Below are 20,584 nucleotides of genomic sequence, written 5' to 3'. Positions count from 1 at the left end.
ATGCAGCCATTCAAAGTGCTACAGCGTCCTTTGCGCGTCTTAAAAGACGCGCGGCGCTGTCGTCAGCGCTTGCCGCCACTTGGCGGCCTGCCCTTGCCTGCCGGGCGATTGCCGCTTCCGGACGAGGTCTTGGCGTCATTGCCCTGACCGAAGTTGGTGCCGCCGAGATGGCCACCGCCACTGGTATTGGCGACCTGGCGCTGCATTTTGCGCAACAGTGCTTCTGCATTGGTCTTGCTCATGAAATTCTCCTCAATGGCTGGAAAACCCAGCCTGAATGCCGCCGCTGACATCCGCGGTCAAAGACCGAAGGCATATCAGGCAGCGACGATGGGTGTTTGGCGGAGGCTTGCGTCGATCAAAGAATTGCCCGCGTTCATGACGATCCCCCTCAACCGGCATGACAATCACCCTCCGGGGGCTGCCGGACGGCGCAGAAATCGATTTTGAAAGGAAAGATCAGCTGGGACGCCAAGGGCGCAAACCAAGCTCGACAAGCAATTTCGATAGAAGAATCAATAAGACGGCAATGTGTTTAAAACAAGTTCCCGGCCACTTGGTTGTGTAGGCATTGCCTCGAATTGCTGCCCAATCGGACAAGAGGGCAAGGCCCTGAGCATTTTAACAATCCAGATAATCTGATCGAAAGCTGCGCCTGACAAAACAACAACTTAAGATTTCAACGGAGAAACGAGATGTCACGGTTTTTGATAGGATCGATGGTATTGGCCTTCATCGCGGATATGGTGCTGAACTTCGTGTTGTGGCTTGGAGGATTGGACACAGTGGTTTCGGTGTCCTCCGGTGCATTGGAGATATTCGCGAGGATAATGGGCGAAGTCCTGGTCTTTTGGTTCTTTGCGTTCGCGGCTGGCTTTGTCTTCTTCTGGGCGGGTCGCATGTCTCCGGTTCCCGTGTTGAGCATCGTCGCATCATTCCTTTCGGTGTCGATCATGGTAACGGCAGCCCTCATTGGATCCTATCATCCATCCGACAAGCATCCGAAGACCAATTCGGATCTGCTCGGCCGCGCTTTGACGTAGATCGGCTTGACTGCTCTGCGACTGCATCGATCTTCCCGTTCAGTTGCCGACTGTTTTTGCGGAACCATCCGCGGATGATCATGCAGCAGTTCCGGTTGGAACGCTTCTTGCAAGGTTACTAATATGTTGATGATGCAAGGACCAAATGTCATGAATCGGTACACATCGCATCAGTTTCCCGCACTGAGGATGCTCATGAGCGGCCAAGATAAATACAGCGTCGTCAGAACACTCGGCGACGCAGCCACCATGCTCATTTCCGAATGGCCTGGGGATGATGGCGAGGAGTATGTCGTGGCGGTGAGGACATGCCTCGACGCCATCCGCGGCACCACACCCCCAAACGCCGCGCGGGAAGCGCTGATGAGAGCGGCTGATGAAGCCGGCATCCGCTACCTCTCGGTCGTTCACTGAGATCACCGCTGTTTCCGACGAGAAGCAATGAGCGCGTTGGATCGCTTGTCGGCCGCGATTTCCTGCTTCTCAAAAAAATAAGCGCTGAGCGGGGACGAGGTGAGGGCTGACCTCTTCGGCATTCCAGCTCTCGTCGAAGGTTTTCCCGAAGTACGCAGGCGTGGATATACAGAGCCGCGGCTTTTCCCACCGGAGGCCAAGGAAGACGGGTATGGACGCTTGGCAGGACGAAGATCCTATCCTCGTCGACAGTCGGGACTGCACGTATTTTGAGTCGCGCTTTGCTCCCTTTACCATCTCGATCAGTACCAATCGGTAAGTCGACGCTGCCCAAAATCGCTAAATTCAGAAAAAATGTCGATTCCGCCCTTGGCGGGAGGAATCCCGTCACGCCCATCAGGTTTTTCTAATGTTTTCAAGGGACGCATATCGCTGCAGTTGCAGAAAGAATAATTCGCGGCATGCGAGACCTTTATACTGCCTCAATTCGGGCGACTCGAAATTCACTAAATATTTCAAAACGTAACTTCGGATCGATTTGGATAATGTGGCAGCAATATGGCTATGTTTCTCAAGCACTTACTGTCGCTCTACTGTTGCGCCCTCCAGGATGTCGCCCTATAACCCCTCGCCGTAACGCCTGATTAACCAAAAATAGTACCGGCAAAGACAACGCTAAGGTTGAGGAACAAGACCATGACGACATACTACGTAGCGACGACCAGCAGCGGCGGCGGTAACGGCAGTGCCTCGTCTCCTTTTCACACGATCAGCGAGGCAATGGCGGCGAACCTTAGGCCCGGCGACGAGGTCGTGGTGAAGCCAGGGACGTACAACGAGAGCATCAACATCGACAAGGACGGCTCGGCGGCAGGCGACATCACGCTACGCTCGGAAGTGCCCGGCGCAGCGCTGATCCGGCCGCCCGCGGGCTCGTACACCGGGATCAGTGTCAACGCCAACTACGTGACAATCGACGGCTTCGACATTAAGGGCGGCAACGGTGACGGCATCGAAGCGAACAACGTCCATCACGTCTCAATTCTCAACAACAAGGTCCACGACAGCGGGGAGTCGGGCATTCAGTTCAACTATTCTGACTTCGTCAAGATCGTAGGGAACGAGACCTACAATAACGCGTCGTCAGGCTGGTTCTCGGGCATCTCGATCTACGAGAACCGGAACATCACCGGCGATACCTCGACGACCGGCTACCGGAATATCGTACAAAACAACATCTCGCACGACAACGTCACGAAGACGGGTGCGCACACCGATGGCAACGGCATCATCATTGACGATTTCCAGAGCACACAGACGGATGGTCATCCGAACTATACGTTTAAGACCCTTGTCGACAACAACCTAGTCTACGAGAACGGCGGCAAAGGCATCCAGGTTGCCTGGAGCGACTCCATCACGGTGCAGAACAACACAGCATACCACAACAATCAGGACCCGCTGAACGACGGCACTTGGCGCGGCGAACTCAGCAACGCGCAGTCGAGCAACAACACCTGGGTCAACAACGTCGCCGTAGCCGACCCATCGGTGAACAAGAACAACACCGCGGTCGATAACACGTCGTACGGCGGCTATACCAACGCCAACGTCGTCTGGGCCAACAACAACACCTACAACGGCACGGCCGGCCAGGCCTCGGTCAGGACCGACGGCGGCAACGCTATGCCGAGCACGGCGAACGGCAACAAGCTCGGCATCGACCCGCATTTCGTGGGGGCAGCGAGCGACAACTTCCACCTCGCCTCGGGCTCGGCAGCGATCGACGGCGGAACCGCCAAGTACGGCGTCAGCTCGGTCGATCTGGACGACCACGCTCGCGTCGTTGGAACTGTCGATATGGGTGCCTACGAATCGGGCTCCAGCGCGGCACCGGGAACGCCGACGACGCCGACGACGCCAACCACGCCGACGACGCCAACCACGCCGACGCAACCGGGAACGCCAACTGCGCCGACGAAGGAAATCATCGGCACCAACGGTAACGACATCCTACCGCACACCGGCCAGTCCAACGGCGGCAACGAAACCTTCAAGGGTCTCGGCGGTAGTGACGTGTTGAAGGGCGGGGCCGGCGCGGACGTGCTCGACGGCGGTACTGGCAATGACACGGCCAGCTATGAGGGCTCCGACGCGGTCAACGTCAACTTGGCGACTAAGGCCGCATCGGGCGACCAGGCGACCGGTGACAAGATCGCCGGCATCGAAAACTTGACCGGGTCAAGCTACAACGACGTACTGACCGGCGGCAACGGCGGCGGCAACGTTCTCACTGGCGGGGCTGGCGCGGACAAGCTGGACGGCGGCGCCGGCAATGATGTCCTCATTGGTGGTGTCGGAAAGGACATTATGACCGGTGGCATCGGTGAGGATACGTTTATCTTGAAGGCACCGACGGAAACCGGGTCCGGCTTGAACCGCGACGTCATCACCGACTTCCAGCACGGCGTCGATAAGATCGACATCTCGGCGATCGATGCGAATGGCTCTGCGGCGGGCAATGGTACCTTCCATTTCCAGGCACAGGAGAATGCCTTGTTCGATCACAAGGCTGGCGCGCTCGCTTGGCACTATGACGACCACGCCGGATCCGCGAGCGATGTTACCGTTATCCAGGCCGACATGAACGGCGACGGCATTCATGACTTCGAGGTTCAGCTGAAGGGCCTCGTCCACCTGGGGGCAGGCGATTTTCTCCTGTAACGATAGCGTTGTGGCGGTCGTCCGATCGCCACAACACGCTGGCCGCAAAAGTCGGCTACTTCGGCGCGCGGATGAGGGAGCCCCATCCGCGCGCTGCGATTTTTCGACAGGCGTCAGCCGGCCTTTCGGGCCGGCTTTGCGTAAACCGATAGCTCGTCAGAACGCCTCGCCTCCCGCCATCAGGCGTATCGACGATCGTAGCGCGAATAGAATCAACTCCGACGAATTTCAGGCTGACAGGTCGCCAAGGACCTTTAGAATCTGCTCTCGGATCGCGATGGCCGTTTTTCCCGGTGATGCGGTAGTGACGTCGAGCACCAATGTGTTTGGGTGGAGTGGATCGAAACCCCCCGCCCTCCGACTGCGATCCCTCGAGGCTGCCACATCCGTGGATTTCAACCTTTGGCGTCGCTCGGGGTTCGAAACCCGGCGAGCCAGATCCTCTTCATCACACAGCAAACGCACCGGCACCAAAACGGCGTCGCAGGCTTCGGCAGCACTGGCAATCTGTTGAAAGGTACGAGGTCTCCGCTCATCACCCTCCAAGCCGGCTTGCGTGAAAATGAAATTGGCAGACGGCGCGTAAGCGGTGATTGCATCAAGGACGGTTTGTCGAACTCGACCTGTAAACTCCCATATTCCCTTTGGAAGCGGGGCCGTTCCATCCTCATCCAGCAGACGCAGAATCGGATTGTTGACCCAGTGGTTGTCGACAATTTTTGCCGAAACCATGGCGCTCAACTCTTTCGCGATGGTCAACTTACCAACGCCCGGGAAGCCTATGAGCACGATGCGGACACCCATCTTTCGCGACACCTACATAGTTTTCGTTGATAATCATGTCGCCCGAAGACATGGCCGTAAATGCGTGTTCCAATCGGATAGACGGTCCACGGCCCAGCAACTTCGTTTTACGGAAGCCGCTCTACCTGTTCGGCGAACGGCATGCTGCATGGATGGACACTTGAAAAATGGCGACCCCTGCAGGATTGCCAAGAATCACAATTTATGCAGTGATTTCAGTGAATATGCTCGGATTTGAGGGGTAGTTTGACGCCATTGATTCCGCTGCGGAAATTTATCGACTGCCCCTCAGTTTCCTCACGTCCGGCGTATCGGTTAGACTGCGATTGCGGGCGGTTACCATCAAGGTAACCGCCGCGGATTGTCGCCGGCACGAGACATATGCGTGGAGCATTGAGGAGCCGATGACAACGCCCGATACCGCCACCCTCCTCGAGGACGCCGCCGACCGGATCGCAGATTTCTCGCGATCGGATCTTCAGATCATGCTCCGCCGCGCGGCGCTGCTGTTGCGCAGCTCTGGATCGATCGCGATCGGGCAATATCGAGAGCCGCTAATCAAACACTTTAGAAGGGGGCTGTTTTTTGATGCCGGCCGCGGCGATTAGCCAGAACAGTCCACCGGCGGCAATTCCGAATACAGCTATTTCTGTGAGCAATTCGGTAGTTTCCAGCAACCCCCACCACGTCATCATTCCGTTTTGATAGGTGATGTGATCATTCGTGTAGGCCTTATCCGGGCCGAAAAATACAGTTAGGCATAACCACGGGAAGGTAGCAACGGAGGCCCCGGCCATCGCACAATTTGCAAGGGACGCCCTTACTCGTCCCCTGAAATAGAGTATCAATGGAATTCCCAAGGCAACAGTTGGCGGATAAGCACCGAAGAATGCGACGACTTCAGTTGTTTGGACAACGCGCTCCATCATATCCGGCAAGCCCTGATAGGCTGGGCTGTAAACCGCATATGCGAAGGATGCCGCCAAAGGCACTACAATTACTGCAACGGCAATTCTCCACCAGGGTGGAGATGCGAATGTTGTTACCGCCATGTGCACCTTGCCTAAACAGCCTACGCGGCAGAATTGCACGCGAAGGTGCGTATGACAACCGTCCGGCTCCCGCCTCTTCCTCGGAATAATGACGCGTACGCTTTTGACGACGGGGCAGAAGGTTAGCATCGTCTGTGGGTGCCTTCGCCACTCCGATATGCTAATCGGCTCAGAAGGACCTCAGGCGCCGGAGAAACCCTGACCATGCCCGATATGCCCACCCTCCTTGAAGACGCCGCCGATCGCATCGCCGACATTTCCCGGGCAGATCTGCAGATCATGCTGCGTCGCGCCGCCTTGCTCGTGCGCAACTCCGGTTCCATCGCTCTCGACGACGATACTGAAGAGGCCCTACGGAACGTCTCGAGCGAGCTGATGCTGACGCGAGAAGACGCCATCAGATATATCGTGCGGGAGTGAATGGAGAAGAACACCTATCTGCCGGTGCACGAGCTCGACGAAGATGGAGAGGTCGACGGGAATGGTTGACGGGCGTTATGCTTGACAGACTCCGCCCACTCCCACTACGAAGTGCCCCGCCCCTTCGATTGAGTTTTTCAGGCATAGTTCGGGGCAAAGGCTGGACGTAAATGATGTTTAAAAGTTTTGCCGGGGTTGATCTTTTCTTTCGCCTTCAAAATCAGAACTTTATCAAACGATATGAGAGCCATATTAGCGGTCCGCCCCTCGATATGGCTATTTTGTCTATGTCGATCTTGTTTCTTTGGCTGACCAGAGGAGGCGTACTGGATTACATCGCCCCGTACCTAAGATACTTGTTGGTTATTCTACCGAAATACCACTATGAACTGCCATGGCTGGCGGAGAACCATCCAGAACAGGTCGCCCTTTACACATGTCTTTCGTTTTCTCTGATCACATTTACGGTCGTGAAGACACTATTGTTTTCGATTTATATCATTTCCTCCCAATTGAGCCGAGAAATTATAGTTGCCGATCTAAAAAGCGTTGTGAAAGCGGATTTGGCATATGTGCTCACCTTCGTTTCTTTTATTTTTCTCATTCCTTTACCGGTCTACGGTGCAGGCGCTTCGACAACAGTTCTCGGGAATGCGTATTTTCTCACCTTTTTCAATATAGTTCTTCTAAAAATGCTGAGCGGTGGGATCTCGTCGACCGTTTTGCTGGCCAAGAGAATCAAAAGGCCGAACAGAAGGGATCAAGTGGAAGTTACTAGCAAAGACTGAGGGGGGCTGTTTGCCGACCGACGAGGCTGGCCGGTGTTGAACCTTAGCGTATGTCGTCCAACTCATAAACCGGCAGTTGATCAGCGGCTTCGCGCAGCCCCTTATAAGAAGCATGCCGCAGCTTGCCGTCGTCCGTCCCCCGCCGGCAGGCACAAGATCCTCGATCAGAGGCCGGCGCACCCTCTTGCCGTCGACGTGAAACAAACGACAAAATCCTCGCCGTTGTTCACCAACCTGAGGAGTTGTGTCGTGAAGAAAATAGCGACTATCGGACTGGATATAGCGAAGAACGTTTTCCAAGTGCATGCTGCCGACGCTGATGGCTCAACGGTTTTCAATCGGAAAATAAAACGGGCAGACCTTCTCGAATTCTTCGCGAAATTGCCACCGTGCCTGGTCGGTCTCGAGGCCTGCAGTACCGCTCATCATTGGGCTCGCCGCATTGCCGAGTTCGGCCATGAGGTCCGTTTGATCCATCCTGCCTATGTGAAGCCCTTCGTGAAGCGGGGAAAGAGCGATTTCAATGACGCGGAAGCGATCAACGAAGCTTTGACGCGAAAGACGATGCGATTTGTCCCCGTCAAATCTGCTGAACAACAGGCATCGGGCATGATCTTCCGGGCGCGCTCCCTGGCCATACGCCAGAGGACGCAAGCGATTAATGCACTTCGGTCCCATTTGGCTGAACTGGGGGTCGCGACCGCCCAAGGTACAACTGGTTTGAAGGCACTTATCGCCATCGCAAACGATGAGCACGACGGCCGCATTCCGGCTTCCGCTCGCTTCGCCTTGCAGCAAATTCTTAAACAGATTGAGTTTCTGGGCGAACATCGCACGACTTGATCGCGAAATCCTAGCTCGAACGAAGAACGACGCCGATATCAAGAGACTCATGACCATCCCTGGCGTCGGGCCTATAATTGCAGTCGCCATCACAGCGCTTGCTCCTGACCTTAGTGGATTTAAATCGGCCCGCCATTTTGCGGCATGGATTAGCCTAACTCCGAAAAGTCATTCGAGCGGAGAGAGCCAGGCGCTGGGCAATATTTCCAGGATGGGAAATAGCCACCTCCGAACTCTGCTTGTAACCGGAGCAATGTCGGTTATTCGGAGTGCCAAAACAGCTGAACGAGTCTCTCCGTGGCTAGCAAAGCTTCGGAAGCGGCGCCCTTTTAAAGTGGCGGCAGTAGCATTGGCCAACAAGACCGCGCGAATAGTTTGGGCTCTGCTGATAAGGGGCGGCAATTACATCAAGCCTGGAGGCACCGTCGACGTTGGGACGATGGCGTGAGTTAATGCATCAATCGTCCTCAGATTACAGGTTGGTGAAACGCTAAGATGAAGACCTGTTGGAAACGACAAGAGCGAGCACGGAATACCGGAAGGGCGCAGGTGTTAAGCACAGGCATAATTGTAGGGCCGTTGCTCCGCGAAACGCACCATGGGCATGGTGGTTTGCTGACCACCGACAATGCCGCCGCAATGATGGCAGCGTTTCAATATGACAGGTCGGCACTTGTGTTTCATCGGCGGGTCGGTTCGCGAATGGATCGGCCCGCTTCGATCAAGTCTGCGCGGTCTTATCGGCCGAGCATGGGAGAAGGTTCATGTTTGCCGGACTGATTATTTCCGCATCGCTGAGCGGGCAGAACATGCGACTGCTGGGGGAAGGTATTCCGTTCGTCACGGGCATCGATACGCCGGAGATTGGATCGCACGCGAAGTGCATCAAGGAACGGAAGCTGGCGCTGATCGCCAAGGGAAGGTTGGAAGAGCTTTTGGCTGAAAAGGGATTGCGGATCGTATTGAGCGGCGCAGTCGACAAAACCCTGTCTCACCGTCCGCTCGTCAACATCTATCGGACGAACGGGGAAAAGATCGGGAAGAAACTGCTCACGGAAGGCTTCGCGCGCACCTGGAGCCCGAAGAGGCCGAACTAATGGTGCGACCGATTAAAGAAAATCTGTCGGCACGGGAACAATATGCTCTGTTGATCGTAAAACCTTCGGGCCGTGCGGAGATTCGTTACACTTCGCTATGCGACCCACCTCAACCTTAGCCCCGCTCCGTAGTGGGGCTTTTTTTGTGTCTGCGGTTTCGCCAGACTTGCAGCGCACCTTCGTGCGGCAGCGGTTTTGGAGGCATGCGAGGTGGATTGGTCATGCCGCCACTTTGATTTCGGGCGCTGCGAAACTTAACGAGAACAGCCTAACCCCTCAAACCAAATCCGATGAGGGGTTCAAGACTGAAAATAAAGCAAAAACATATACTTGAAAAATGGATGGCGACCCCTGCAGGAATCGAACCTGCGACAACCTGCTTAGAAGGCAGGTGATTTCTATTAACTCGGCCTATCAACAGATATCAACAGATATATGCTGACCGCCTGAATCCCAAGGCTTGCAGGGCTTGTGGTGAATCGTGATAATAACAATGGCAATCACGACGTATCACCCTTTCGCCGTTACCCCGGCGTTACCCCAGAAAGACCAATGGCAAAAACCCTGACCGTTCGCGCAATCGAAGCGCTCAAAGCGTCGGACTCTCGACAGGAAATTCCTGATGGCGGCTTGCCAGGTCTCTATCTGATCATCCAGCCTTCTGGGGTGATGAGCTGGGCCATCCGTTACAGGTTTGAGGGAAAGCCGAAAAAATTCACGATTGGCCCCCTGCCCCTTTATCCGTTGGCTAAGGCCCGGGAAGAGGCATCGAAGCTTTTGCGCGACGTCTCTGAGGGAAAGGACCCCGCGGCAGCAAAAGCGACCAAGAAGGCGCTCAAGCTCGATATCGTGAATGATGCGCTCGACGAGTTCATCAAACGATATGTCGAAAAGAAAAACCGGGCTTCAACTATCACGGAGAGGAAGCGCCTCTTCGACAAAGACTTCCGGCCGAAATTCGGCAGGCGGACAATGAAGAGCATCAAAAGGCAGGAGATTGTCGCGCACCTGGACGAGGTTGCGGAGCGCGCACCTATCGTCGCCAACCGGCTACTTTCGCTGCTGCGGAAATTTTTCAATTGGGCTGTCCAGCGCGATATTGTCGATACCTCGCCAATGGAAAAGAAGATCGACAAACCCAGTGAAGAGACGACGCGCGATCGGATTTTAACGGACGACGAAGTCAGGCTATTCTGGCTGGCATCCGGAAACCTCGGCTATCCTTTCGGACCAATGGCCCGGCTTCTGCTTTTGACCGCACAACGTCGCAGCGAGGTCTCTGGCGCCCGTTGGTGGGAAATGGAGTTGGCAGGAAACGACCAGCATTGGATTATCCCGCCTGAACGAGCGAAGAACCGCAAGGAACACTTCGTTGCTCTTGCGGCCGAAACCTTGCGAGAAATCGAGGCGCTTCCGAAGATCCGGCCGGCGGACGATGAAGAGCCAATTTTTCTCTTCACGACAACGGGCGTGACAAAAGTCTCAGGGTATGGACGGGCCAAAAAGAACATCGATGCGGAAATGCTGAAGATTGCCAGGAAGGAAGCCGAAGCGCTCGGGCAGTCCGCGGCCAAGGTCGAGCTGGAGCCATGGACATTCCATGACTTGAGACGCACAGCAGCGAGTGGAATGGCTCGGCTGGGCGTGCCCGTTCATGTCGTCGAAGCAGTGATCAATCACCGATCGGGGTCAATCAAAGGGGTTGCAGCGGTTTACAATCGCTACGACTACGCCGAAGAAAAGCGGGCGGCGCTGATTGCATGGGCGGACCACGTCAAGGGACTGACCGTAGACGGGTCCGACGCGCAGAATGCGCTTCAGGTCTCGGGGGGAAAGTGAAAATCGAGATAGCCTCCAAGATAGGAGGCGGCGCGATTAATTGCGCGAAAGTTCGGATATTGCGCCTTGTATCCCCGCTTTTGGAAATATTTCTTAGTGCGGCAATCCTCGTCGAGTTCCCGCATATTGATCTTCACGTCGTAGCATCTCGATCGGACGGCATCGAGCGCTGGAACCCCGGTTTTCTTGTACGGCTTCTTCTTCCGCTTAAATCCGTAGTAACGCGCCGCCGCTTGGATGTTTTGCAGGTCACGGTCGGGGAAGGCCGCGCAGAGTTCGTCGTACGTCGCCTCCGGATAGAGCTTTCGAAGCTTCTGACGAGCCAGCCACTCCCATGACTGCCGAGGCCTCACAAGGCCCAGCTTCCGGCATCTGGCCTGAATAGCCCGCTCAGTCCGATTGCAAAGGATCTGGCGCAAAGCGAAATAGTCTGGGTGAAAGAGGCGGCAGATTAAATCTTCCTCCTCGCTCCAGAGCTTTTGTCCCCAGACCGTATAGCCGGAACGCAGCATCCGTGCCCTAGCACGTTCAGCAGACGCCGCACCCCGGGCAAGATATGCCAAATTCATGGCGCACCTCCTGCGGAATGCACGTCGCTATTGAGGTCTCTTCACACCCATGGTCCGGTAGACGTTGAAAGTGCCGGCTTTATCGGTGAATGCAGCCACAAGGGTTTTCGGGAGAGCATTCAACTCCCTAAGTTGATATGCGATAGCAGCGAGGTCGAATTTAAGCCTGTCGACTTCGTCGGCACGAACTTCCATGATCCTGGCTTCGATCTCGGCTTTCTGTCTTAGAAGGTCTTCAAGTTCGGACATCTTGATAAATCCTCTCGCGAAACGAGAGAATTTTGAATCTCTAACGCTGGGAGTCAACAAAAAGGTGCACCGACGTTAATCCTTTATAGAGGATGTGTTGAAAATCCGGACACGGGGCGATTGCGCGGTTACCCCTCAAGGTAACAGCGCTGCACATGTGGTAGGTCCGTTTGGAGCAGGAAACATATGCAAGAACATGCGAGGAACGGGTGACTATGGCCGATACCGCCTCTCTCTTAGAGGACGCCGCCGACCGGATCGCGGATATCTCGCGTGCTGATCTTCAGATCATGCTTCGCCGCGCGGCGCTGCGGCTGCGCAACGCCGCGGCCGTCTCGATGGAGGATGAAGTTGAGGAAGCCTTGCGGGATCTCGCCGGCGAGTTCGGCATGACAAGGAATGACACGATCAGGTTCATCGTGCGGGAGTGGATGGAAAAGAACACTTATCTGCCGGTTCATGATCTGGATGAAGATGGGGATGTGGATGGCACCGCCTGAGCCGCAATCCCCAGTGATCGACTGGACGGATCGGCATTGAAGATAGCGCATTCAGAGCGCGCGTCGTACTTCTCGTCGTACCTAAAATTCGTGCTCGATCACAAGACGATCTTAGCCCGCCACACATACTTTGGGGAGAACTGCCGGCGCGGGAACGACAGTCTCAAGCCGGACACGATCGGCCGCGGTGACGTCAAGTGTGATCCCTGTACGCATGAAACACCCACGTGGAGGAATCCGATTTTGGATTCCTCCGTCGCGACCAATCCACTAGAGCCCAAGGCCTGGGTCGGTAAAGCAGGTCTCTTATATGGTGGATACGATAATTGCCGTGAAATTAGTTGGAGGAAACACCCTTCCACTCGTGTCTTGGGCCGATTGCTCAACAGTAATATATTCCGGGCCTACCTCCTTTATCCAATAGCTAGAAGTAACATACGCAGAATGGCGACAGTGGGAAACTACCGGAACAAAATTATTCTTATATTTTCCGTCAATCTCAAATGAAAGTTTATCGTTTTCCCACGTAACGTTGGCTGTATGCTCGGCCAGCTGACCATCTTTTACGCGTGCTGCAGCAAGAACGACAGACATAACACCCTCCCTTTGTTGCTTAGTAAACCGTAAGTACGAAAAACAGCCTACTACAACTTTATCATTTAGGCTAACGTTAAATTAGCCATCTTTAATGAACGGGTGCAGAGATCGACGAATATCAGGTTATTAACAAAAGTACCGGTTGGAATGTCTGTTAACTTCACTGCTGAGCTCCAAGTTGTTTTCGAGCTTACACAAATGGTGGAAACGGTCCATCTCCGCTGCGGCGCAGTTCTACGACGTAAAAACCAGCCGGCGCGCCGCTGGTGTAGTCGCGGGTGGTGAATCGCGCCGGCCTATGGTGACCCTAAATTCTTACCTGTCGCCTCAGCCATGCCGCCTCATTTCGACGAGCCGACGGGCCAGATGGAGTGGAAGCAACGACTTGCCGAACGAGGCGGTCTTTGAACTGGAAGTCAATGACTAGGTGCTTGCCCTCGCGAACGAGCGTCCAACCGTCGGCTCCTGCCTCGGCAGCCAGTTCTTTGATTTCGAGAATGACGGTTCGCTTCATGCCGCCACCAAGAACTGGCTGCGCACGGTGCGCAACGGACCGCCCTGGGATTCGCCCTCGGCCGTAGCGGCGCTGGCGGATTATTCTACCTCATAAACCATCGCCTCATCCTGCACCTCCCGCAACCCCTTATAGGATGCATGCCTGAGTTTGCCGTCATGGGTCCAGGCCCGATACTCGATGTCGGCGACAAGCTCCGGCCTGACGAACACCGCGTTCCGCTTCCTCCCGGTATCGACAGCTGGCTTGCCGATGATCAGCTTGTCCATCTGCTCCCGGAGCTCGGCGGCGGATCGTTCATTAAAGCCGGTCCCCACTCCCCCGACATAGACGAAGTCATCTCCTTTGCGTGCCGCGAGCAGCAGCCGCCCGATGCCGCCAAATGATGCCGTCGACTTCTCATATCCAACGATCAGGAAGCCGTCACTCTGGACGCATTTGATTTTCAGCCAGTCGCCGAGCCGGCCGCTGCGATAGGGCGCATCCCGGCGCTTGGCGATGATGCCTTCCAACCCGTGGTCGCAAGCGCTTGCCAGCAGCTGATCGCCGTCAGCCTCGATCTCCTCGGAGAGCCGGATATCGCCCTGCTCGCCCGCCGGCACCAAATCCTCAAGCAGATGCCGGCGCAAGTCGAGTTCGGACTTCCTGAGGTCGTGACCGTCGAAATAGAGCAGATCGAAAGCCATGAAGATGGCGTCGCTTGAACTCTTCTTGCCGCCCCGACCGCCGAGCGATTGTTGAAGCAGGCCGAAATCCGACCTGCCCTGCTCGTCGAGAACCACCGCCTCGCCGTCGAGGATTGCCGTGCCAACGGGAAGCCACATGGCCGCCAGTTTGATCGCCGGGAAACGATCCGTCCAGTCATAGCCGCCGCGCGTCAGGATGCGAATGCCCGTCGGCTCAACATGAACCGAAAGGCGATAACCATCCCATTTGATTTCATAAACCCAATCGTCTCCCTTCGGCGGTCGCGCTTTCAAAAGCGCAAGACACGGCTCAATGCGATCTGGCATGGGGTCGAGGGGGAGGTTTGGCTGCGCGGGATCTCGCGGCTTGCGCGGCCGGGATCGAACCGGTTTTTCAGCATCCTGCAGGAGCGGCTTTGGTTTCGGCGGCTTTGTCATGCCGCCATCCCATCAGCAATGTCTTAAAAAGCAATTGCCCAATACGAGTTATTGACTTCGGCCAGGATGAGAACATCTAGCAACGTCCTTGGACGGCCGCCGATGGGTGACCCGCAGTTTTGCGAGTCGACGTGTCCTGACTGCCGTGCTGTCTTCTTCGAAAAAAGGAGGCAACTATGAGATCATTTCATATGGCAGTTCAGGTCGACAGTGCGCTCTGGGCGGTCACCTTCGTCAGTGAATTTGGTTTCCACGAAACTAGGATCATGAGCAGCGCCGATTTCATCGAGATGATATTGGCGGAAGCCTGGCTCGGTCACTGATGATTGAGGCAGCCGCTATGGCGGGTTTCATCAGCAGCTGGCTGATACGCCCATTCAAGCCTGATAGATTGAATATCCGGCACCAGGTTCAAGCAACATATGCAATCCTATTGCGAAAACATTGTGGTTGTGATTGCATGCGATTGATGGTTGGAGTAACAGCGCATGCCACACAATAAAGAGAACGAAGAATCACAACAACCATGGCTGCTTCGCCTAACAAGACATGTGATTGGTCGGCTCATTAATCATCCTGTTCGACTTATATTGCAATTTTTCTACACTACTTTTGTCGGAATCGCTTGCCTATGGATAATTCTCTTCGTCGTATCTAGGGCTGTTCCACAAAACCTCATCTACGCAATTGATAGTCCTCTCGTGTACAAAATCTTTGGAGCCCTAACCCCGCTTAAGCCAGAGGAAACCGAACTTTCTAACGTAGTAGCGCCATGGCTAAGCCGTTGCGCCGCACAAGACCAAGGACCTCAAACGCCGAGCACTTTAATCGTTGTTAGTCCCGGTCAAAATTCGGCCCGCGACATCGAAAGCCTTCCATTCGGGAACGTAGGACTCAGGCAAGGATTCAGCGAGGTCACTTTTCAGGGATACAGGATTGCATCTCAAATCGAGTCCTCGAAGCGAGAGCTAGCGCAACTGCGATGGGAGTCTAACCTCTTCACGACCACACTAATAATGCTCGGGTTCCTTACTACTGTTTTCGCTGCAGCAAACTCTTCGGACCTCTGGAAAGACAAACCGCGCGCGACAATATGGATTAAGTCCGCTGCAATCGTTCTTCCGGCCCTCGCGACTGCTATGACCGCCGTTCAAACGGTGTACGCGTCACCTGACGCATTGAGTCGAAAGGCACAGCTTGTCTATAGTCTGGTCAACCTTCAATCGGAAATCGCCGCGACCCTTACAGAATTGGATTGTCCGACTGATGCTAAAATGCCGGCTGATCTCAAGCGTGCGGCCGCGGAATGGAACCGACGATTTGGCGCTACCTTGGCAAATACGGAATTCTCGCAGGGCACTAGCGAAGGGCGCCGTGAACAGTCTCCAAAAAATGACGCCGATGGCGGCGGCAAAACGGACACGCCAATCTCGGGCATAGAGGGCGGCCCGGCTCCCCGTAAATAAACATGCGTCCTCATCGCAAGCATCGTAATAGCAGGTTTTCGGACCGGCCCTACCGCAGCTCTAATGCGATTTCGTGTGAGCGGCGCAGTCGACAAAACCCTGTCTCACCGGCCGCTCGTCAACATCTATCGAACGAATGGTGAGGAGCTTGGGAAGAAGCTGCTTCGGGAGGGCTTCGCGCGCAGCTGGAGCCCGAGGCGGCGAAACGACTGGTGCAGATAGCAATAGAAGCCGCGAGACTGCAGTACTTATTCAGGGAAAGAACTTCCAATGGTTGTCTGAATAAAATTGCAATGACATTGAGGGTTCAATCTGGCGGAGACTCCCCATTAAGTGGTATTGTGCAACCAAAGTGGGGGAGCTTTCAAATGGCAAATGCTGATGTTGTTCCGCAAAACCAATCCGCACCAACAATGAATAGAGTTGCCCGGTTCGCGATAGGGGGATTAGGCGGACTGTTACCGGTCCTCGCGACGCTAATCACTGTTGACCTTACGGTTTTTCAAGCACTGATCGACAAACATGATTTTACAATGGGAATGTGTGCCGGCTATTGTATCCGAGTTTTCAGTCTGGTCCTGCTAGGTGGAATTGTTGCCGCACTTAACAGCGAAGTTGTAAATCCACTTTCTCTAGTTCAGATCGGAATAGCTGCGCCGGCTCTTGTCACCTCTTACCTGAGCGCTGCATCCCTTCCTCACTCTCAAAAAGATTCCTTCCTTGAAGGCATACTCTTCAGTCCGGCTTATGCGACCGAGGAAAAGCGGCAGGAATATGAGGTCGCGGGTGGATTTCTTTCTGACATTGCTATTGGCCTGAACCCAGGCGGCGCCAGGGCCCTTGACCGCGCGATACGCGACGCCGTCAAGGCCGCCAGCCCTCCGGAAGTGGTAGTGCCGGGGACGGGTTTGGGAGGTGGATCACCTGCTACAGCATCTATTCCAAAGCCGGTTTTCACTCCTGCCACCCCAGTGCCAGGAACAAACCTGTACAATTTTATTGTTGTTAACACTCAACAAAACAGCTGCTTGCAGCAGCTAGTTCCGGAGAGTAGCTATTCCCAGCTAAAGCTGATGTTTCCTGAACCTAACTATCAAGTGACTACAGGGTATTGCCAGTTTTGAATCCACGAGAAGAAATTCAATTGTCGAGGCAGACCCCTTAATCTGGCCATGGCTGGCGGCAGGGCGTCTGCTTCTCAATTGATTTTGAGCCAATGCCGTAACGCCGCTACCGCGCCATCGCTCATATAGGCGACAACCCCGCCGATCGTGAGGCCGGCAAAGGCAATGAGCCCTGAAATCCCGTAGCCGAGAGTCTTCATTTTTTTCCACTCCTCAAGAGTGGGGGCGACCGCTTCGTGGTTCTTTTCGACGGTGTCCTTGAGGGTTTTGATTTCTTCGCGGATCTGACCATCGACGTTGCTGCTGACGGTTACAGTCATGTCGAGCAGATGGATCTGCCTTGCCTGCTCGTCGAGCCGCCTATGGATCACGGCCCGGCTTTCATGGGCATTGTCTTTCTCGTCGCTCAACTCGTCGCGAAGATGAGAAACGCTGTCCTCGATGCCGGTCAGTCTGCCTTCGACACGGCCGAGCGCGCGAAGAATGTCGTCATTGGATGTCGTCATCTATTCGTATGCCCGCCGCATGCATTAATGAATAGGAGACCTCCGACTGACAACATGTGTTCTAGCCTTTGGCGATCCCGTCGATCGTCATTTGGTCAGGACGCTCGATCTGCTCGAACAGGTCGGGCGCCCGCTTTCGTCAAACCAGCGACACGTATCCGGGAGGCCGGTAATACGGGTCAAGCATCGGGGCCATCGCAGCGGCGAACGGAGTTGCCATCGCGATATGATCGGCGCTCCTCGGGTGGATGCCATCCGAATAGAGAGCCGTGTCGCCCTGGTATGGCCTGAGGTCTATGTACACGTCGCAATAGCCATCCGCGCCGGCGGCGAGCCAATCGTTGTAATCGTTCTTGACCGTGTTCTGAGCGCCGGTGAATGGCCCGCGATTTAGACATGCGAGCCCGATCATCAGCACGGGAAGGCCATACGGGCCGATCGTCGTTTTGACCCTGGTGGATATCTCCGTGAAATCGGCCTTGAGCTGAGCAAGGGTGCGGTTCGCGTTGATGTCGTTGGTGATGCACTGCATGATGACGAAGGTGAGCAGTTCGAGCCCCTGCTGTTGCAAGGGCGCATTCGTCGGCGTCTGCAGTTGCATCTTGTTGGCGTCTACACCCTGGAACTGCCAAGGAAGGAATTCCCCATTAACGCTTTGCAGGCCGCGCTTGATGAAGCCGCCGGTCGTTGAGGTGTTGGTATCGTTCAGGTATTGTCCGATGCTGTCGCCGACGACTTTCCCGCAGGCCATCGGGATATCTGGAATGCCCGTAATGAGGTACGGCCAGACAACGTTGCCGCCACCGGAGCCCGAATTATTCAGCGCCCCGTTGCCGGCAATCTGGTTGCCGCCGACAGTACGAAAGCCCTGCGATGCGGGGCCGTTCATATTGACGCCGTTAATCTGCCCTGTCGTCGGGTCAACGACTGTACGGACACCTCTGGTAAAGATGCGGCTTCCGGCAGCAGCAACCGCCGTGGGGATCGTATCCGTCTCGATCAGACCGCCAGCGACAAGGTCTTTCGTTGCCGAGCCGCCGTCATAGGTAGCGACATAGGTTGTCGAACCAATCTCAAGCGCCCGTCGCCATGTGCTCGTTGCTACCGGGGTCGATAGTTCCGTACCAGCGCCCGGATTGACGCGAAACTGCACATCCTGAATTCGGATATCATGGCAGTTGGCACGGCCGACATCATGTCCGACACGCATCTGGTTCACTGTATAGGAGCCGCCGGAATTCATAACGATCGGCGCTAGGTTCGGAACAGATGTGAAGCTCGCGATGAGCTGCCGCTGTGTCGGCGTCGGATGGACCACGCCTCCCCCGCTGTTCTGGCCCGTAAGAGCCAAATTTATTCCAAGCGTTAGGCTCATGGCCTTGCCCCCCAACAGCCTTGCAAGGCGCCGAACTTATTGTGGCTGGCAATCTGGTTTGCGAACGGCCGATCGGTCTTTAGGATGCTCACCGACGTTTGCAGGCTCGGAGTCAGGCGAGAGAACCCGTCGCACGCACTCTGCTTTGTCGTCGTCTGACAGCCCGAGATCAGCGCACAAAGCGGCAGCATCAGAAGTGGAAACTTCGTCATCGATGGTGTTCCTTTCCCGCAGGACCTGGACGGATTTGGAGAGAGCGGCCGTCGCGGCCATCTGCTTGCCTTCGGACTGCCCAAGCCAACGGGCCGGGTAAAAGGCAAGGACGGCGCCGAGGGCGATGGCGACCGGCAGCTTTATGACGTCTGGGATTAGGGAGAGCATCACACGCCCTCCAAACAGAACTGGCGTTCCTTCTGCCGGCGCCGGGTCAGGCCGGGAAAGACGATGCCGGCCGCGCGGTTCCATTTGAGGAGAGCTTCGCAGCCTTCAGCGGTCTTGCCCTGATTGATGAGCTTGACGGCACTGGAACCGCAAGCTGCCTTGATGCCCACATTATATCCGAATGACGTGAGGGCGACGAAGCGCGCATCCGGCAAAGGGACCGTGACGCATCGCTCGATGCCGGCGGCGTAGGTTTGGAGCTCGAGCGAGAGAAGCGCTTTGCACTGCTCGACGGTTTTATGATCGCCCGGTTTCACGCCGTTCGTGCTGCCATAACAAAGCGTCCAAGGCTGGCCGCCTGTTGCCGGATCGGGATAGGCGTTCTGACGCAGACCCTCGAACGATCCGACCAACGCCACGGCCATTGCAGCAACCGCACTGCCCTTCTTCATTCTATTTGTCATTGGAAAGCCTTTGGTCGATTACCCGAGCCGGGACGGAAAGCAGCAGGAGGACGATCGACAGCCACGGTGGGATGTAGCCGTCGAGATACGGGACGATGTACGGCGCGAGTTCAAAGGCTCCCGCGAAATAGACGCACCAAAGCGACAGCGAGTGCGCGAGAACGCGCCGCCAATTATGGACGAGCATGGGAGGCTCCAGATGTGGGTGGGTTCAGGCCCGCTTGGGCGAGATTTGGCACATAAAAGGGTATCGGCTCCCGCCGCGCTTGACCGGGTTCCACCCAAGCCAGAACTTGAGATAAAAGCCGAACGGCAGCGGCAGATCGCGCTTGACGGTGAAGGCAGAGGCGATGTCCTCAACGCCCAGCAATTCGGACTGCCAGCCATTGCATGGGTTTCTCCATGTCCAGCGAGTCCGCTGCCACCAGAGCTTGAAGCCCTTGGCGGTTGGGTCGAAGCCCGCGATACGTTGCGGGATATAGCCGTCCAGATCGGCGTTCAGCGTCGAGAACCACCGCCAGCGGCCGGGAAGAACTGGGCCGTGCTTCATTGACCATGCCGCCAGGAATGGCGATAGGGCGTAGGCGAGCAGGACGAGCGCTATGTTGACTGGGAGATAGATGATGTAGAGCAGAGCAAGCATCGTGGGGCGGACGCTCCGGGTTGTGAATTTTCAGCAGGAGTTCGTTGC

The 20,584-nt window shown here is 55.6% G+C and carries 24 protein-coding genes, 1 tRNA gene and 4 pseudogenes; 15 read left to right on the top strand and 14 right to left on the bottom strand.

Going from position 1 to position 20,584, the window contains the following annotated elements:
* Positions 1 to 62: 62 nt before the first annotated feature.
* The gene (locus C3Y91_RS12480; RefSeq protein ID WP_017964118.1) at positions 63 to 242 is read right to left on the bottom strand and encodes a hypothetical protein; all 180 of its coding nucleotides are present in this window, start codon (positions 240 to 242) and stop codon (positions 63 to 65) included.
* A 477-nt stretch (positions 243 to 719) separates the two neighbouring features.
* Between C3Y91_RS12480 and C3Y91_RS12475 the strand changes: the two genes are divergently transcribed.
* The 3 genes from C3Y91_RS12475 (at position 720) to C3Y91_RS12465 (ending at position 4,181) form a co-directional block, all read left to right on the top strand.
* Positions 720 to 1,043, top strand: coding sequence for a hypothetical protein (locus tag C3Y91_RS12475; RefSeq protein ID WP_226306678.1), 324 nt, complete (start codon positions 720 to 722; stop codon positions 1,041 to 1,043).
* A gap of 123 nt (positions 1,044 to 1,166) precedes the next feature.
* Positions 1,167 to 1,457: a DUF982 domain-containing protein gene (locus C3Y91_RS12470; RefSeq protein WP_018073436.1), complete on the top strand. Its 291-nt coding sequence runs from the start codon at positions 1,167 to 1,169 to the stop codon at positions 1,455 to 1,457.
* A gap of 696 nt (positions 1,458 to 2,153) precedes the next feature.
* Positions 2,154 to 4,181, top strand: coding sequence for a calcium-binding protein (locus C3Y91_RS12465; RefSeq protein WP_168575380.1), 2,028 nt, complete (start codon positions 2,154 to 2,156; stop codon positions 4,179 to 4,181).
* 228 nt (positions 4,182 to 4,409) lie between these two features.
* Here the strand turns inward: C3Y91_RS12465 and C3Y91_RS12460 are convergent, their stop codons facing one another.
* Positions 4,410 to 4,985 (bottom strand): DEAD/DEAH box helicase family protein, encoded by a 576-nt coding sequence (locus C3Y91_RS12460; RefSeq protein ID WP_168575379.1) that lies wholly within the window; start codon positions 4,983 to 4,985, stop codon positions 4,410 to 4,412.
* A gap of 404 nt (positions 4,986 to 5,389) precedes the next feature.
* Here C3Y91_RS12460 and C3Y91_RS37870 point away from each other — a divergent pair.
* Positions 5,390 to 5,521: pseudogene (locus tag C3Y91_RS37870) on the top strand (CopG family transcriptional regulator); the annotation flags it as partial.
* An 18-nt stretch (positions 5,522 to 5,539) separates the two neighbouring features.
* Here the strand turns inward: C3Y91_RS37870 and C3Y91_RS12455 are convergent.
* Positions 5,540 to 6,037, bottom strand: a complete 498-nt coding sequence (locus C3Y91_RS12455; RefSeq protein ID WP_075223906.1) for a hypothetical protein — start codon at positions 6,035 to 6,037, stop codon at positions 5,540 to 5,542.
* Between the two features lie 198 nt (positions 6,038 to 6,235).
* Here C3Y91_RS12455 and C3Y91_RS12450 point away from each other — a divergent pair.
* The 4 genes and pseudogenes from C3Y91_RS12450 to C3Y91_RS12435 all read left to right on the top strand — a co-directional run bounded on the left by C3Y91_RS12450 (position 6,236) and on the right by C3Y91_RS12435 (position 9,185).
* Positions 6,236 to 6,526: pseudogene (locus tag C3Y91_RS12450) on the top strand (CopG family transcriptional regulator).
* Positions 6,527 to 6,630: 104 nt separating this feature from the next.
* Positions 6,631 to 7,245, top strand: coding sequence for a hypothetical protein (locus C3Y91_RS12445; protein WP_246711195.1), 615 nt, complete (start codon positions 6,631 to 6,633; stop codon positions 7,243 to 7,245).
* Positions 7,246 to 7,494: 249 nt separating this feature from the next.
* Positions 7,495 to 8,536: pseudogene (locus C3Y91_RS12440) on the top strand (IS110 family RNA-guided transposase).
* 316 nt (positions 8,537 to 8,852) lie between these two features.
* Positions 8,853 to 9,185 carry a thermonuclease family protein gene (locus C3Y91_RS12435; RefSeq protein WP_130672544.1) on the top strand — a complete coding sequence of 111 codons (333 nt, stop codon included), beginning with the start codon at positions 8,853 to 8,855 and terminating at the stop codon, positions 9,183 to 9,185.
* A 342-nt stretch (positions 9,186 to 9,527) separates the two neighbouring features.
* Here the strand turns inward: C3Y91_RS12435 and C3Y91_RS12430 are convergent.
* Positions 9,528 to 9,597, bottom strand: a tRNA-Arg gene (locus C3Y91_RS12430).
* 140 nt (positions 9,598 to 9,737) lie between these two features.
* Here C3Y91_RS12430 and C3Y91_RS12425 point away from each other — a divergent pair.
* Positions 9,738 to 11,024 carry a tyrosine-type recombinase/integrase gene (locus tag C3Y91_RS12425; RefSeq protein ID WP_168575378.1) on the top strand — a complete coding sequence of 429 codons (1,287 nt, stop codon included), beginning with the start codon at positions 9,738 to 9,740 and terminating at the stop codon, positions 11,022 to 11,024.
* Here the strand turns inward: C3Y91_RS12425 and C3Y91_RS12420 are convergent.
* Positions 11,003 to 11,593 carry a hypothetical protein gene (locus C3Y91_RS12420; RefSeq protein WP_168575377.1) on the bottom strand — a complete coding sequence of 197 codons (591 nt, stop codon included), beginning with the start codon at positions 11,591 to 11,593 and terminating at the stop codon, positions 11,003 to 11,005. The genes C3Y91_RS12425 and C3Y91_RS12420 overlap by 22 nt on opposite strands.
* Positions 11,594 to 11,620: 27 nt before the next feature.
* On the bottom strand, positions 11,621 to 11,842 hold the full coding sequence (locus C3Y91_RS12415; RefSeq protein ID WP_168575376.1) for a hypothetical protein: 222 nt from the start codon (positions 11,840 to 11,842) through the stop codon (positions 11,621 to 11,623).
* 209 nt (positions 11,843 to 12,051) lie between these two features.
* Here C3Y91_RS12415 and C3Y91_RS12410 point away from each other — a divergent pair, with 209 nt between their 5' ends.
* Positions 12,052 to 12,342: a CopG family transcriptional regulator gene (locus C3Y91_RS12410; protein ID WP_168575375.1), complete on the top strand. Its 291-nt coding sequence runs from the start codon at positions 12,052 to 12,054 to the stop codon at positions 12,340 to 12,342.
* Between the two features lie 306 nt (positions 12,343 to 12,648).
* On the opposite strand, the gene C3Y91_RS12405 is transcribed toward C3Y91_RS12410, so the two are convergent.
* Positions 12,649 to 12,936, bottom strand: coding sequence for a hypothetical protein (locus tag C3Y91_RS12405; protein WP_168575374.1), 288 nt, complete (start codon positions 12,934 to 12,936; stop codon positions 12,649 to 12,651).
* 430 nt (positions 12,937 to 13,366) lie between these two features.
* Between C3Y91_RS12405 and C3Y91_RS12400 the strand changes: the two genes are divergently transcribed.
* Positions 13,367 to 13,549: a hypothetical protein gene (locus C3Y91_RS12400; protein WP_168575373.1), complete on the top strand. Its 183-nt coding sequence runs from the start codon at positions 13,367 to 13,369 to the stop codon at positions 13,547 to 13,549.
* Here C3Y91_RS12400 and ligD read toward each other — a convergent pair.
* Positions 13,534 to 14,577 carry a non-homologous end-joining DNA ligase gene (gene ligD, locus C3Y91_RS12395; protein WP_168575372.1) on the bottom strand — a complete coding sequence of 348 codons (1,044 nt, stop codon included), beginning with the start codon at positions 14,575 to 14,577 and terminating at the stop codon, positions 13,534 to 13,536. The genes C3Y91_RS12400 and ligD overlap by 16 nt on opposite strands.
* A 176-nt stretch (positions 14,578 to 14,753) precedes the next feature.
* Here ligD and C3Y91_RS12390 point away from each other — a divergent pair, with 176 nt between their 5' ends.
* From C3Y91_RS12390 to C3Y91_RS12380, 4 genes and pseudogenes are all read left to right on the top strand, one after another.
* A complete protein-coding gene (locus C3Y91_RS12390) occupies positions 14,754 to 14,900 on the top strand; it encodes a hypothetical protein (protein ID WP_168575371.1) in 147 nt (48 codons plus the stop codon).
* Positions 14,901 to 15,065: 165 nt separating this feature from the next.
* On the top strand, positions 15,066 to 16,043 hold the full coding sequence (locus C3Y91_RS12385) for a hypothetical protein (protein ID WP_168575370.1): 978 nt from the start codon (positions 15,066 to 15,068) through the stop codon (positions 16,041 to 16,043).
* A 63-nt stretch (positions 16,044 to 16,106) separates the two neighbouring features.
* A pseudogene (locus C3Y91_RS37860) lies at positions 16,107 to 16,265 on the top strand (thermonuclease family protein); the annotation flags it as partial.
* Positions 16,266 to 16,411: 146 nt separating this feature from the next.
* Positions 16,412 to 17,167 carry a hypothetical protein gene (locus C3Y91_RS12380; RefSeq protein WP_168575369.1) on the top strand — a complete coding sequence of 252 codons (756 nt, stop codon included), beginning with the start codon at positions 16,412 to 16,414 and terminating at the stop codon, positions 17,165 to 17,167.
* 74 nt (positions 17,168 to 17,241) lie between these two features.
* On the opposite strand, the gene C3Y91_RS12375 is transcribed toward C3Y91_RS12380, so the two are convergent.
* The 6 genes from C3Y91_RS12375 to C3Y91_RS12350 form a co-directional block, all read right to left on the bottom strand.
* Positions 17,242 to 17,673: a DUF1515 domain-containing protein gene (locus tag C3Y91_RS12375; protein WP_168575368.1), complete on the bottom strand. Its 432-nt coding sequence runs from the start codon at positions 17,671 to 17,673 to the stop codon at positions 17,242 to 17,244.
* A 139-nt stretch (positions 17,674 to 17,812) separates the two neighbouring features.
* Complete coding sequence (locus C3Y91_RS12370; protein WP_168575367.1) at positions 17,813 to 19,048, bottom strand: SGNH/GDSL hydrolase family protein; 1,236 nt, start codon at positions 19,046 to 19,048, stop codon at positions 17,813 to 17,815.
* 36 nt (positions 19,049 to 19,084) lie between these two features.
* Complete coding sequence (locus tag C3Y91_RS12365) at positions 19,085 to 19,429, bottom strand: hypothetical protein (RefSeq protein WP_168575366.1); 345 nt, start codon at positions 19,427 to 19,429, stop codon at positions 19,085 to 19,087.
* Entirely contained in the window at positions 19,429 to 19,893 is a 465-nt protein-coding gene (locus C3Y91_RS12360; protein ID WP_168575365.1) for a lysozyme, read from the bottom strand. The genes C3Y91_RS12365 and C3Y91_RS12360 overlap by 1 nt, the downstream gene beginning before the upstream one ends.
* On the bottom strand, positions 19,883 to 20,080 hold the full coding sequence (locus tag C3Y91_RS12355) for a DUF7940 domain-containing protein (protein WP_168575364.1): 198 nt from the start codon (positions 20,078 to 20,080) through the stop codon (positions 19,883 to 19,885). Before C3Y91_RS12355 ends, C3Y91_RS12360 begins: the two co-directional genes overlap by 11 nt.
* Positions 20,081 to 20,104: 24 nt before the next feature.
* Positions 20,105 to 20,536 carry a DUF7338 family protein gene (locus C3Y91_RS12350; RefSeq protein WP_168575363.1) on the bottom strand — a complete coding sequence of 144 codons (432 nt, stop codon included), beginning with the start codon at positions 20,534 to 20,536 and terminating at the stop codon, positions 20,105 to 20,107.
* Positions 20,537 to 20,584: the final 48 nt, after the last annotated feature.

The organism is Rhizobium ruizarguesonis (assembly GCF_012349115.1).
GTDB lineage: Bacteria > Pseudomonadota > Alphaproteobacteria > Rhizobiales > Rhizobiaceae > Rhizobium > Rhizobium ruizarguesonis.
Note: the sequence above shows the minus strand (reverse complement) of the source record. Positions and strands in the feature narration are given on the sequence as shown.

What these genes read in the sequence shown, in the direction of transcription:
- C3Y91_RS12375 (WP_168575368.1), bottom strand. Translation starts at nt 17,673, where the DNA reads ATGACGACATCCAATGACGACATTCTTCGCGCGCTCGGCCGTGTCGAA.
- C3Y91_RS12425 (WP_168575378.1), top strand. Translation starts at nt 9,738, where the DNA reads ATGGCAAAAACCCTGACCGTTCGCGCAATCGAAGCGCTCAAAGCGTCG.
- C3Y91_RS12445 (WP_246711195.1), top strand. Translation starts at nt 6,631, where the DNA reads ATGTTTAAAAGTTTTGCCGGGGTTGATCTTTTCTTTCGCCTTCAAAAT.
- C3Y91_RS12405 (WP_168575374.1), bottom strand. Translation starts at nt 12,936, where the DNA reads ATGTCTGTCGTTCTTGCTGCAGCACGCGTAAAAGATGGTCAGCTGGCC.
- C3Y91_RS12385 (WP_168575370.1), top strand. Translation starts at nt 15,066, where the DNA reads ATGCCACACAATAAAGAGAACGAAGAATCACAACAACCATGGCTGCTT.
- C3Y91_RS12380 (WP_168575369.1), top strand. Translation starts at nt 16,412, where the DNA reads ATGGCAAATGCTGATGTTGTTCCGCAAAACCAATCCGCACCAACAATG.
- C3Y91_RS12370 (WP_168575367.1), bottom strand. Translation starts at nt 19,048, where the DNA reads ATGAGCCTAACGCTTGGAATAAATTTGGCTCTTACGGGCCAGAACAGC.
- C3Y91_RS12460 (WP_168575379.1), bottom strand. Translation starts at nt 4,985, where the DNA reads ATGGGTGTCCGCATCGTGCTCATAGGCTTCCCGGGCGTTGGTAAGTTG.
- C3Y91_RS12350 (WP_168575363.1), bottom strand. Translation starts at nt 20,536, where the DNA reads ATGCTTGCTCTGCTCTACATCATCTATCTCCCAGTCAACATAGCGCTC.
- ligD (WP_168575372.1), bottom strand. Translation starts at nt 14,577, where the DNA reads ATGACAAAGCCGCCGAAACCAAAGCCGCTCCTGCAGGATGCTGAAAAA.
- C3Y91_RS12390 (WP_168575371.1), top strand. Translation starts at nt 14,754, where the DNA reads ATGAGATCATTTCATATGGCAGTTCAGGTCGACAGTGCGCTCTGGGCG.
- C3Y91_RS12435 (WP_130672544.1), top strand. Translation starts at nt 8,853, where the DNA reads ATGTTTGCCGGACTGATTATTTCCGCATCGCTGAGCGGGCAGAACATG.
- C3Y91_RS12455 (WP_075223906.1), bottom strand. Translation starts at nt 6,037, where the DNA reads ATGGCGGTAACAACATTCGCATCTCCACCCTGGTGGAGAATTGCCGTT.
- C3Y91_RS12480 (WP_017964118.1), bottom strand. Translation starts at nt 242, where the DNA reads ATGAGCAAGACCAATGCAGAAGCACTGTTGCGCAAAATGCAGCGCCAG.
- C3Y91_RS12355 (WP_168575364.1), bottom strand. Translation starts at nt 20,080, where the DNA reads ATGCTCGTCCATAATTGGCGGCGCGTTCTCGCGCACTCGCTGTCGCTT.
- C3Y91_RS12365 (WP_168575366.1), bottom strand. Translation starts at nt 19,429, where the DNA reads ATGCTCTCCCTAATCCCAGACGTCATAAAGCTGCCGGTCGCCATCGCC.
- C3Y91_RS12465 (WP_168575380.1), top strand. Translation starts at nt 2,154, where the DNA reads ATGACGACATACTACGTAGCGACGACCAGCAGCGGCGGCGGTAACGGC.
- C3Y91_RS12420 (WP_168575377.1), bottom strand. Translation starts at nt 11,593, where the DNA reads ATGAATTTGGCATATCTTGCCCGGGGTGCGGCGTCTGCTGAACGTGCT.
- C3Y91_RS12360 (WP_168575365.1), bottom strand. Translation starts at nt 19,893, where the DNA reads ATGACAAATAGAATGAAGAAGGGCAGTGCGGTTGCTGCAATGGCCGTG.
- C3Y91_RS12475 (WP_226306678.1), top strand. Translation starts at nt 720, where the DNA reads ATGGTATTGGCCTTCATCGCGGATATGGTGCTGAACTTCGTGTTGTGG.
- C3Y91_RS12470 (WP_018073436.1), top strand. Translation starts at nt 1,167, where the DNA reads ATGTTGATGATGCAAGGACCAAATGTCATGAATCGGTACACATCGCAT.
- C3Y91_RS12415 (WP_168575376.1), bottom strand. Translation starts at nt 11,842, where the DNA reads ATGTCCGAACTTGAAGACCTTCTAAGACAGAAAGCCGAGATCGAAGCC.